Here is a 12992-nt window from a genome sequence, read left to right on the forward strand (position 1 = left end):
AATGAGCTCAAATAAAACATTCATAAACGACAATTTTTTACTTGAAAATAAATACGCTGAAGAGTTATATCACAATTACTCAAAAAATCAGCCTATCATAGATTATCACAATCACCTGAACCCACAATTTATTGCTGAAGATAAAATTTTTGACAATATCACACAGGTTTGGATCAATGGCGATCACTACAAATGGCGTGCGATGCGTACCTTGGGGATTAACGAACAATTTGTAACCGGAAATGGTTCAGATAAAGATAAGTTCTTAAACTGGGGAAAAACAGTTCCGTATACAATGCGTAATCCTTTGTACCACTGGACACACTTAGAATTGGCTCGTTATTTTGATATTTATGATTTATTGAATGAGAAATCAGCTGAGAAAATATATATCGAAACTTCTGAAAAAATAAAATCAGAAGCTTACAGCACACAAAACTTGCTTAAAAAAGTAAACGCTGAATTAGTTTGTACTACTGAAGATCCAATTGATACTTTGGAGTTTCATCAAAAACTGACAAAAAATCCAATTGGAACAAAAATGAGCACTGCTTTCAGACCAGATAAAGCGATCTTAATTTCTAATGATGGCTATAACGCATACCTGGATACATTGGGGGATGTATCCGGTATTGCGATTAATACTTACGCAGATTTGCGTGATGCTTTGAGAAAAAGAATTGAATTCTTTAATCAAAACGGATGTAAATTAAGTGATCATGGTTTGGATCAAATTTATTTTGAAAACTTTACTGAAGCTGAAATAGCTTCAATTTTCAAAAAGAAAAGAGAAAATCAAATTATAACTCCGGAAGAAGCATTGAAATTTCAAAGCGCAATTTTGTTGTTCTTAACAGAAACATACCATGAATTTGGATGGGTACAACAATTTCACTTAGGTGCATTGAGAAATAATAATGCCCGTATGCACAGAATTTTAGGTCCTGATACAGGTTGGGATTCTATTGGAGATTATCCGCAAGCACAAAAACTATCTTCTTTCTTAAATGCATTAGATAGCAAAGATAAATTAACAAAAACAATTATTTATAACCTGAATCCTGCTGATAACGAAGTTATGGCTACGATGATTGGAAACTTTAATGACGGAAGCGTTAGAGGTAAAGTACAATTTGGTTCAGGATGGTGGTTTTTAGATCAGAAAGACGGAATGACAAAGCAATTAAATGCCCTTTCAAACATGGGGTTAATTAGCTGTTTCGTAGGAATGTTGACAGATTCAAGAAGCTTTTTATCTTTCCCAAGACATGAATATTTCAGACGTATTCTTTGTAATCTTTTAGGAGATGAAATTCAAAGAGGGGAACTTCCTGCTGATATGGAATGGATTGGAAAATTGGTTTCTGATATTTCATATAACAATGCAAAAGAATATTTTAAATTTTAATTGAGAATATAGAATATAGAAAATAGACGAAAGAGGCAAGAAGAAAAATTTTTCTATAGTTTGATTAATAAAACTTTACTGGTAAAACAATAAAACAATATGAGTAAAATAGTTGCATTCGGTGAAATTATGTTACGTCTTTCGACAGAACGACACCTGCGTTTTTCACAATCTACAGCATTTGGCGCTTCTTATGGAGGTGGAGAGTTTAATGTTTGTGTGTCTTTGGCAAATTATGGCTTAAATGCTGAGTTTGTAACAAGACTGCCTGAGAACGAAATTGGTGGATCTGCGTTGAAAGAAATGCGAAAAATGAACGTAGAATCTAAAAATATCATTTTTGGAGGAGAGCGCTTAGGAATCTATTTTCTTGAAACAGGTGCCGGAACAAGAGGAAGTAATGTAGTGTATGACCGCGCGCACAGCTCGATGGCAACTATTGAAAAAGGACTTATTAACTGGGAAAAAGTATTGGAAGGTGCTACCTGGTTTCACTGGAGTGGAATTACACCTGCAATTTCTCAAAGTGCTGCAGAAGCTTGTTTAGAAGCTATTAAAGTGGCACATAAAATGGGAATTCCGATTTCATGTGATTTAAATTACAGATCAAAATTATGGCAGTATGGTAAAACTCCAAGTGAGGTGATGCCGGAAATGCTGCAATATAGCAACGTTATTTTAGGAGATATTGATACAGCTTATTTTATGTTGGGAATTCCTAAAGTGAATCCAAATTATCAGGATGAAAAATCGCTTCCTGTTTTATACACGAAGTTGTTTGATTTGATTCCGAATTTAAAAACTGTGGCAACAACTTTACGTTATTCTGTAAGTGCTTCACACCAACGAATCGGAGGTGTTTTATTTGACGGAAAAGCAATTTATCACGCTGCTGTAAAAGAAGTAACACCTGTTGTAGACAGGGTAGGAAGTGGAGATGCTTTTATGGGAGGATTGATTTACGGATTGTCGCAATATAAAAATGATAATCAAAAAGCATTAGATTTTGCAGTGGCAGCTTGTTGCTTAAAACACACAATTGCAGGAGATTATAATTTAGTTACATTAAAAGAAGTTGAAAATATGCTAGGTGGTGATTCTGCCGGATTAGTATCAAGATAAAAAATAAAAAATGGCAAAATATTCAAGAATTGAAGTAGCGCAGCAAATGAAAGACAACGGAATGGTACCGTTATTTTTTCATTCTGATATAGAAATAAGCAAGAAAGTTTTAAAAGCCTGTTATGATGGTGGTTCACGATTAATGGAGTTTACCAGCAGAGGGGATTTTGCTCATGAAGTTTTTGGAGCTTTAAACAAATATGCTTTGGCTGAATTGCCGGGAATGATGTTAGGAGTTGGTTCAATTACTGATGCTGCTTCAGCGTCCTTGTATATGAGTTTGGGTGCTAATTTTATTGTAACACCGGTTTTTAGAGAAGATATTGCAATTGCATGTAACCGTCGTAAAGTATTGTGGTCACCAGGTTGCGGAACACTTTCTGAGATTGCAAGAGCTGAAGAATTAGGTTGTGAAATTGTGAAATTATTTCCTGCTGATATTTATGGACCAGAGTTTATTAAAGCAATAAAAGGACCATGCCCATGGACGAATATTATGCCAACCGGAGGTGTTTACCCAACAGTAGAAAGTTTGTCTTCATGGCTGAACGCGGGAGCAACTTGTGTGGGTCTTGGATCCCAATTAATTTCGAAAGATATATTAGATAAAAATGACTTTGACGGATTAAAAAACAAAGTAAGTCAGGTTTTGGATATCATCAAAAATATTAGAAAATAAATAAGGAGTAATCATACCGATTCCTTATTTAGATTGCAGTTTTTTTTAGATTTAACGTTTTGTAATTGAGCATTACGCTTGCTAAATACAGTTTGTCACTCCTCACAGCAAATTGTATTTTACTCTTACAAGTGTAATGTTTCTTTTACAATTAAAAAGAACTTCTTATAAAGCAATAAGGTATTTATCGTGGTTATTTATAACACTTTAATGAATTAAAATGAAACAGTTAAACAGAAAAAATACAGGATTAGAAAAATTACAGCCAATTAAAGTAGTTCAGTTTGGAGAAGGGAATTTCTTGAGAGCTTTTGTTGATTACGCTTTTCACAAACTAAATAAAGAAGTTGATTTTAATGCCGGTATTGCAATGGTTCAACCTTTGAAAGACGGTATGGTAAACATGATTAATGATCAGGACGGTCTTTATACTTTGTTTATGAACGGAATTAAAAAAGGCGAAAAAATACAAGATATTGAGTTAATTACCAACATTGTAAAAGCTATAAATCCATATACTCAATTTGCGGATTATTTAGCTTTGGCAAAAGAAGAAGAACTTCAATTTATTGTTTCAAATACTACTGAAGCTGGAATTGAATTCATTGAAAGTGATACTCCGGATATGCAACCGCCAGTTTCATTTCCTGCAAAGCTGACTGTTTTATTATATGAAAGATTCAAACATTTCAATGGAGATGCTTCTAAAGCAGTAACTATCATTCCTTGTGAATTGATTGATTATAACTCAGAGACGCTGAAAAAATATATTTTGCAATATGTTGATTTATGGAAATTAGAGGATGCGTTTAAAACATGGGTATCAGATGCTTGTACGTATCACAGTACTTTGGTTGACAGAATTGTTCCTGGATATCCAAGAGCTGAAATTGAAGAATACAATAATAAATTAGATTATCAGGACAATTTAATTGTTGCTGCTGAACCTTTCTTCCTTTGGGCTATTGAAGGTGGCGATGCTTTAAAAGCAAAATTACCTTTTGACAAAACAGATTTGAATGTAAAAATCGTTGATGATATTCGTCCTTTTAAAATGATTAAAGTTCGTATTCTAAACGGTGCACACACGGCAATGGTTCCTTTTTCGCTTTTGTATGGTAACAAATTAGTAATGGAAACGGTTAACGGAGATTTTACCGGAAAATTCGTAAACAGCGTTATTGGTGAAATTAGTGAAACGCTTGATATGGACAAAAATGAAATTACTGCCTATTCTGAGGAAGTAATGGACCGATTTAAGAATCCATTTATCAAACATGCACTTGCTGATATTGCCCTAAATTCTATCTCAAAATTCAAAGTAAGAGTTTTGCCTAGTTTATTAGGATATTATAATGCTAACAAAAAATTGCCTGTTAATTTGACTTTTTCATTAGCGAGTTTAATCCAGTTCTACAAAGGAACCTGGAATAACGAAGCATTACCTGTTAAAGATTCTCCAGAGATAGTTGAAGCATTTAAAAACGCCTGGCAATTAGGATCTGCAGATTTAGTTGTAGCTAAAGTATTAGCTAACACTGACTTTTGGGGAGAAGATTTAACTCAAGTAAAAGGTTTATCGGAAGCTTTAGTATTGGCCTTAAATGAAATTGAAGAAAACGGAATAGAAAAAGGTTTTGCTAATTTCAGCAAACAGTATTAATTGGAATAGTTTTTAACTTTTTGAGACACATCTTAGCAACTTAGTATCTTAGAAACTTAGCAACTTTAAAAAAAAACGATCATGCAAAAAAAATTAATAAAAGTAAACCCTTCAGATAACGTTGCTGTTGCATTAGTTAATCTGGTTGCTGGCGAAGTAATCAACTTTGAAGGACAAGATATCACTATCGAATCTGATGTAAAAATGAAACATAAAATTGCAATGGATCCTTTTAATGTAGGAGACCGCATTATTATGTATGGTGTATTGGTTGGTAAAGCAAGTGCAAGAATCGAAAAAGGAGGATTGCTTTCTACTGCAAACGTAAAACACGAGAGTGATAAAGTAACTGGTAAAACAGAGACTATTGGCTGGAATTCTCCAAATATTGATAAATGGAAAGACAGAACATGGCAGGGCTATCACAGAGAAGACGGACAGGTTGGAACTGAAAATGTTTGGTTGTTTTTTCCACTAGTTTTTTGTGAAAACAGAAATATCGAAATCTTAAAAGATATTTTTGAGAAAGAATTAATGAAGCCAAAAGAGAACGATTATCAATTGTTACTTCGTTCTTTGGTAAAAACAGAAACAGGTGGTGCTGGTAATGAAGCGGCTTCTAACGATGCTAATTTATTCAATAATATCGAAGTAAAGTTTATCACGCATCAAGGTGGATGTGGTGGAATTCGTCAGGATTCGCATAGTTTAGCTAAGCTATTAGCCGGTTATGTAAACAATCCAAACGTTGCAGGAGCTACTGTTTTGAGTTTAGGATGTCAGAATCTTCAAATTCAGATCTTCAAAGATGCTTTGGATGCGATTAATCCAAATAGTAAAAAACCTGTCTTGATTTACGATCAACAACAAATCGGAACAATTGAAACGATGTTGAGTAGTGTTGTAAAAGATACTTTTGAAGCAATCAAAAAAGCGAATGAAATAAAAAGAGAACCAGCTCCTTTATCTAAATTAAGAATTGGTTTAGAGTGTGGTGGTTCTGACGGATTCTCCGGAATTTCAGCTAATCCAACATTAGGAGTGTTATCTGATCATTTAGTTGCTTTAGGAGGAACTACAATTCTTTCTGAATTTCCTGAATTATGTGGAGTAGAACAGGAATTAGTAAACCGTTGTGTAGATGATAAGGACGGAAAGCGTTTCTTAGACCTAATGCAATGGTACGAAAAAACAGTTGTAGATGCAGGTTCAGGATTTGATATGAATCCATCTCCAGGTAACATTAAAGACGGTTTGATTACAGACGCAATGAAATCGGCTGGTGCTGCTAAAAAAGGAGGGACTTCACCAATTGTAGGTGTTTACGATTATGGAGAATATATTAATGAAGCAGGCTTTACATTGTTATGTACGCCAGGAAATGATGTTGAATGTACAACTGCAATGGTAGGTTCAGGAGCTAATATGGTGTTATTTACAACAGGTTTAGGAACTCCAACAGGTAACCCAATTGCGCCGGTTGTGAAGATATCATCTAACACGGAATTGGCTAGAAAGATGTCTGATATTATTGATATTGACACTGGTGGAATCATCACTGGAGAAAAATCAATCGATGAAATGGCAGACGAAATGCTTGAGTTTATTATTGATGTTGCAAGTGGAACGATCAAAACGAAAGCTGCAATTTTAAATCAAAACGACTTTATTCCTTGGAAAAGAGGAGTTTCGCTATAAGATTTTTTTTCACCATATAAGGCATGTAAGTTTTATATGCGATACTTAGTAAAGGCAGCTCATTTAAGGGCTGCCTTTCGTTTTTATTTTATGCCATTTCGGAGGATACTCGAGCGACAGCGACAGGCGAAGCAAATCACACATGAAACTCTACAAAGATTGGCGACATAATTTGGACCCGAGCGACAGCGAACAGGCGAAACAATTTAAACATCAGTAACCTAAATATAGCCCGTGGTTTCAACCACGGGGACACAATCTATGGGACACAATCATCATGACAATCCGGATCCCCGTGGTTGAAACCACGGGCTATGTTTTAATATTACGGACTTACAGTTCGTCGCTCTCTGGATGTGATTTCTCGTTCCTCGAAATGACAAACTCTGCGATAACTTCGCTTAAACAAAAAAAGCAACCCTTCTATGAGCTGCTTTTTTTGTTTAATTATAAGTTCTATAATTAAATTTACTTATAATCACTTATATGGTGGAAAAAAATTACGATGTTGTTCTGGACGAAGACTTGCGAATGTGTAATTCTGGTGCGAGAACTACCTTTTTTTCGATTTTAATGGTATCTGTTTTGTCTACCTGTTCAAGGAAAACACGTGCTGACATTTTTCCCATTTCAAGTGGAGACTGATCTACAGAAGTAATTGATAATTCCATGAATTTGGTAAAAGGCTCATTACTAAAACCTGCTACGCAAAACTCTTTTGGAATACTAATATTTCTTTCTTTTAATTCCTGAATGGCTCCTAAAGCAGCAAAATCACTCGAAGAGAATATAGCGTCTGGCGGAGTTTCCAGTTGTAATAAAATATTAACGGCATCTTTTCCGGCTTCAACACTACTTCTAACCGGGACAACATATTCTTCTTTAAATGTCATTCCGCTATCTAATAAAGCCTGTTTATAACCTAAGAATCTATTTTTGAAAATTTCAAGCGATTGATCTCCTGATAAATGGGCAATACATCTGCAACCTTCACTTATTAAGTGTTTTGTAGCAATGTAACCACCTTTAAAGTCATTAATAGTTACGGAGCTTACACCATCAATATGTTTACTACGGTCAAAAAAGATAAGTGGAACGTTTTTTTCTAATACATTACGAAAAGCACCATCATTCTCAGTGCTTACAGCAGTAACAGACATAAGAATTCCGTCTACCTGTGCGTCTATTAAAGTATATAAATTTTCACTTTCTCGTTTAAGATCTTCGTGAGTTTGGCATATAATTACCTGATAACCATGAGGCTGCAGTTCTTCTTCAATACCTCGGATTACCGAAGCGAAAAAATTACTATCAATACGAGGAACAATAACACCTATATTATTACTTCGACCACTTTTTAATGCTAAAGCAAGTTTGTTTTGCTTGTAGTTCATTGAAGCAGCGGTTTTAATTACCAGGTCACGCGTGCTCTCTTTTATCTTGGGATTGTTGTTCAATGCCCTGGAAACAGTAGCTGCAGTGATATTTAATTTTTTGGCAATATCATAGATGGTTATTTTTTCGCTCATTCAAAAATAGTTTTTGATTAATTTATAGACAAAAATACATTTTTTTTATATAATCTAACATATAATGTTATCGATTACCATAATTTATAATTAAATCGTTTTCGATTCTACAATGATAATAAATTATGTCTTTTTTTACACAAAGTGTAAATAAAATTACTAATAAAAATTAAATATATAAATTATTTCTAAATTAATTTGGTGCATCCAATGTATTTTTCTATTTTCGTGTAATCGATTACATGATTGTTGAATTTTATTTCAAAAAACACTAAACCCAATGCAAATGATTACATATAAGGCTTTAAGGTTGAAATCAATTGTGGTATTTAGCGTTGTAACTACGCTGGTTTTATCTTGTGGCAAACAAGTTTCTACAGTTTCTGAAACTAGTCCATGGAAAAAAATGGATTTAATCATAAAAAGTATTCCTGAAACTCACTTTTTGAATAAGGAATACAACATAAATGATTTTGGGGCTGTAGCCGATGGAAAAACAATGAATACTGCTGCTTTTGAAAAAGCAATTAAAGCATGCACTGAAAATGGCGGTGGAAAAGTAATTGTTCCAAATGGGAAATTTCTGACTGGCGCAATACATTTAGAAAGTAATGTAAATCTACACTTGGAAGATAAAGCTGAAATCCTTTTCAGTATAAATCCAAAAGATTATCCAATCGTTCATACTTCCTGGGAAGGAACTGAAGTAATGAACTATTCTCCTCTTATATATGCTAAAAATAAAACAAATGTCGCCATATCTGGAAAAGGAATCCTAAATGGTCAGGCAAACAGCACAAACTGGTGGGTTTGGTCTGGAGGTAAAAGTTATGGATGGCAAAAAGGAATTCCGTCACAAAACGATCCGACAAACAGAGAAGTTTTGGTGGATATGGCAGAAAAAGGAGTGCCGGTTTCAGAAAGAGTTTTTGGTGATGGACGCTATTTACGACCAAGTTTTGTTGAATTCTTCGAATGTAATACGGTTCTAATTAAAGATGTAACCATAATAAACGCTCCATTTTGGATTTTACATCCTTTAAAATCGAATAATATAATTATTGACGGAGTTACCGTAAATAGTCATGGTCCTAATAATGATGGCTGTGATCCTGAATATTCTCAAAACATCATTATCAAAAATTGCACTTTTAATACGGGTGATGACTGTATTGCTATTAAAGCAGGAAGAGATGCTGACGGCAGAAGAGTGGCAATACCAAGTAAAAATATCATCGTTCAGAATTGTAAAATGATTGATGGTCACGGAGGAGTTGTTATTGGTAGTGAAATTTCTGCAGGAGTAAACAATGTGTTCGTAGAAAATTGTGTAATGGATAGCCCAAATCTGGACAGGGTAATTCGTATTAAAACAAATTCAAAAAGAGGAGGAGTTATAGAGGATGTCTTTGTTCGAAATCTTGAAGTAGGAACGGTTAAGGAATGTGTTTTAAAATTGAACATGTTTTATAATGTATACGGATCGCAAACGGGGAATTTTATCCCAATAATCAGAAATATAAATCTTGAAAATATAAATGTAAAAAACGGTGGGAAATATAGCGTTTGGGCTGAAGGCTATAAGGAATCTCCTGTGGAGAATATCACACTTAAAAATGTGGTAATTCATAAAGTAGATTCCCTTTATAAATTGAAAAATGTAAAAAACATAAATTTTATTAACACTTATATCAATGAAAAAAAAGTAGAACCAATTAAAAATTAATAACTATCACTTTAACCAATAACCAAACTTATGAAAATTAAAACATTCTTAAAGAAAAGAATAAAATACAATCTTGTATTTTTATTTTTCTTAAATCTCCTTTGCAGTAATGCAATAAATGCTCAGTCGAGTGTAGTAGAAGGAAAAATTACAGATGCTGCCGGATTATCTTTGCCGGGTGTGAACATTCTTGAAAAAGGAACAAAAAACGGAACTTCAACAGATTTTGAGGGAAGTTTTAAATTAAACGTATCAAGCACTAAAGCCATCTTAGTAATTTCATATTTAGGCTTTCAGACACAAGAAGTTAGTGTAGCCGGAAAATCTAAAGTAAATGTAAGTCTTACAGAGCAATCAAATGCACTTACAGAAGTTGTTGTCGTAGGATATGGATCTGTAAAGAAAACAGATCTTACGGGTTCTGTAAGTACAATCAGCGCTGCAACAATTACAGAAAGAAATACCATAAATGCATTAGAAGCTATTCAGGGAAGTACACCTGGGGTGCAGATTTCATCTAGTTCAGGACGCGCCGGTGACGGATTTAAAGTGGTGATTAGAGGAAATAACTCATTAGTCGCTGATTCAAGTAATCCAAAAATGGTTGGTTCAACTCCTTTATATGTTGTTGATGGTGTGCCAATGGATGGAATTGATTTTTTAAATCCACAGGATATTGCCAGAATGGATGTATTAAAAGATGCTTCTTCTGCTGCAATTTATGGATCGAGAGGATCAAATGGAGTTATCATCGTAACAACTAAAAGTGGTACAAGCGCTAAAGCTGGTATGAATGTTACTTTTGATACTTCTTACGGAACTAAAACTGCTGCCAGATTACCAGAAATGATGAGTGGAGCAGAATGGTGGAAATTTCACCAGGTTGCTTATATGAGTGCTACTCCTTTAACTCAAACGCCTGCACAACTTGCTGCATTGGCAGGAAATCAAAGCCCATTATTAGTATCAAGAGCAAATAGTGGTTATAATTTTGATTGGTATGATGCCGTACTTCAACCAGGGATGACTCAAAATAATTATTTGAATGTTTCAGGACGTTCTGATTCCGGATTAAGCTATAACTTAGGTTTTGGTATCCAAAGTGATGAGGGACTTATTGAAAATGATTCAACAGATAAATACTCTTTTAAATTAGGTTTAAATCATAAAATAAATGACAAATTTTCTACAGGAGCAAATATTACTGTAGCTCGTCTGGATACTCAATTAGGTAGTGATTTGGCTATGCAGGATGCTTTTAGATTAAGTCCGCTTATGTCACCATGGGCTGTTGATGCAGCCGGAAATGAGCTAGTTGGAACGAACTTTTTTCTTCCTGGAAAATTAACATACCCTGATGGTTCATGGGCAATCAATAAAACAAGTGCAGTCAATCCATTAGTAGAGATTGCAAATTCTTCTCAAACTGAAAAAACATGGCAAACGGTTGGAAATGTTTATTTTCAATATCAACCTATTAAATGGTTGTCTTTTAAAACAACTTTTGCTGCCGGAATTAACAATACAAAAAGAGGAGCTGCATACGGGGCGCAATCTAATGCAGGTGTAACATTAAACGGTAAAAATTCAGCATCAATTGAAAATTTAGAGAACTTTAATTACACTTGGGATAATCAGATAGATTTGAAACATACTTTTAATGAAGTACATGATTTTAGTGTTTTATTATTGCAAAGTTTGTACTCAAATGTTGATGAAAGTTCTTACCTATATTCAAATACACAACCTTTTGATACTGATATAAATAATATTGGTTCAGGAGTTCAGACAAGTTATGTTGTGAAATCAGCATATGCAAAAAATACGCTTAACTCATATGCAGTGCGTTTAAATTATAGTTTTAAAGATAAATATTTATTAACGGCATCTAATAGATGGGATGGCTCATCAGTATTGGCAGAAGGCGCAAAATGGGAAAGTTTTCCATCTTTGGCTTTAGGTTGGAAAATAAGTAAGGAATCATTTTTAGCTGGTAATTCTACTGTTTCAGATTTGAAATTGAGAGCTAGTATTGGATATACAGGAAATGATAACGTTGCTCCATATACTTCACAGGCATTATTAAATCAACAAACGTTTTATGCAAACAGTTCTAGTGTCGTTCCGGGATGGCAATCAGAAACCTTAGCAAATCCACTTTTAAGCTGGGAGAAAACAAGGGAATTCAACTTAGGTATTGATTATGGTTTCTTAAACAACAGAATTACAGGTACAATTGATGTTTATGACAGATTATCAGAAGACTTGATTTACAAACAACAATTACCTTCAGAATCAGGATGGAAAAACACTTATGCAAACGTTGGTTCAGTAAGTAACAAAGGTATCGAGGTGTTATTGACTACAAAAAATATTAAGTCTAAAAACGTAAGCTGGGAAACTACATTTACATTTACTAAAAATGTGAATAAATTAGAGTCAATTTACAATCAGGATAAAGTAAGTGATATTGGAAACACATTAATTCTTGGTTCTCCGTTAAACCCTAATTACAACTATGTGTATGATGGTGTTTGGCAGGAAAGCGAAGCGGCTCAGGCAGCTAATTACGGTATGGCGCCTGGACAGGCAAGACCAAAAGATCTAAATGGTGATGGCAAATTTAATCAGGATGACAGAACGGTAATTGGGAATCCGAATCCGGAATGGCAAGGAAGTTTTTATTCAAAATTGAATGTGGGTCAGTTTGATTTCAATTTCTCTGTATTGACAAGTCAGGGACAGACAGTATTAAGTACTTTTCACCAGAACTTTGCCGATGTAAGTGACAGAGGTCGTCAAAAAATTGCAATGGATTATTTTATTCCAACAAACGGGGCCGGTATTGAGGCTAATGCAAATGGTACAAATCCACGTCCAGGACCAATTGCAACTGGAGCTGGGGCTTATTGGACTTCTTTATTTGCTTATTATAGAGACGCATCTTATGTAAAAATTAAAAATATATCTCTAGGATATACTTTCAATTCAGAATTGCTTAAAAGAATGAAAATGAGTAATTTAAGAATTTATGTAAATGTTTTAGACCCATTCGTATTTACGAAATTTGATGGATACGATCCGGAGTGGGCTGGTTCAGCTTTTGGTGTAAACCGTCCGGCATCTGTGACTACGCAATTGGGACTAAGTGTTAAATTTTAATAAGA

The 12992-nt window shown here is 34.3% G+C and carries 8 protein-coding genes; 7 read left to right on the forward strand and 1 reads right to left on the reverse strand.

The genetic code is table 11. The features are described 5' to 3' along the window. The first annotated feature begins 1 nt into the window (after position 1). The 5 genes from uxaC to AC6CH4_RS15355 all read left to right on the forward strand — a co-directional run bounded on the left by uxaC (position 2) and on the right by AC6CH4_RS15355 (position 6570). Positions 2-1408: a glucuronate isomerase gene (uxaC, locus tag AC6CH4_RS15335; RefSeq protein ID WP_498104408.1), complete on the forward strand. Its 1407-nt coding sequence runs from the start codon at positions 2-4 to the stop codon at positions 1406-1408. A gap of 99 nt (positions 1409-1507) precedes the next feature. Further along, complete coding sequence (locus tag AC6CH4_RS15340; protein WP_498104410.1) at positions 1508-2530, forward strand: PfkB family carbohydrate kinase; 1023 nt, start codon at positions 1508-1510, stop codon at positions 2528-2530. A 10-nt stretch (positions 2531-2540) separates the two neighbouring features. After that, positions 2541-3209 (forward strand): bifunctional 4-hydroxy-2-oxoglutarate aldolase/2-dehydro-3-deoxy-phosphogluconate aldolase, encoded by a 669-nt coding sequence (locus AC6CH4_RS15345; RefSeq protein ID WP_074661805.1) that lies wholly within the window; start codon positions 2541-2543, stop codon positions 3207-3209. A gap of 220 nt (positions 3210-3429) precedes the next feature. Continuing rightward, a complete protein-coding gene (locus AC6CH4_RS15350) occupies positions 3430-4872 on the forward strand; it encodes a tagaturonate reductase (RefSeq protein ID WP_498104412.1) in 1443 nt (480 codons plus the stop codon). Between the two features lie 81 nt (positions 4873-4953). Further along, positions 4954-6570, forward strand: a complete 1617-nt coding sequence (locus AC6CH4_RS15355) for a UxaA family hydrolase (RefSeq protein ID WP_498104414.1) — start codon at positions 4954-4956, stop codon at positions 6568-6570. Positions 6571-7070: 500 nt separating this feature from the next. Here AC6CH4_RS15355 and AC6CH4_RS15360 read toward each other — a convergent pair whose 3' ends face one another. Then, a complete protein-coding gene (locus AC6CH4_RS15360; protein ID WP_498104416.1) occupies positions 7071-8099 on the reverse strand; it encodes a LacI family DNA-binding transcriptional regulator in 1029 nt (342 codons plus the stop codon). 286 nt (positions 8100-8385) lie between these two features. Here AC6CH4_RS15360 and AC6CH4_RS15365 point away from each other — a divergent pair, with 286 nt between their 5' ends. Both AC6CH4_RS15365 and AC6CH4_RS15370 read left to right on the forward strand, forming a co-directional pair. Further along, positions 8386-9825 carry a glycoside hydrolase family 28 protein gene (locus AC6CH4_RS15365; protein WP_498104419.1) on the forward strand — a complete coding sequence of 480 codons (1440 nt, stop codon included), beginning with the start codon at positions 8386-8388 and terminating at the stop codon, positions 9823-9825. A gap of 30 nt (positions 9826-9855) precedes the next feature. Then, positions 9856-12987 (forward strand): SusC/RagA family TonB-linked outer membrane protein, encoded by a 3132-nt coding sequence (locus AC6CH4_RS15370; RefSeq protein ID WP_498104421.1) that lies wholly within the window; start codon positions 9856-9858, stop codon positions 12985-12987. The last annotated feature ends 5 nt before the right edge of the window (positions 12988-12992 follow it).

Source organism: Flavobacterium sp. GQ95 (assembly GCF_059758655.1).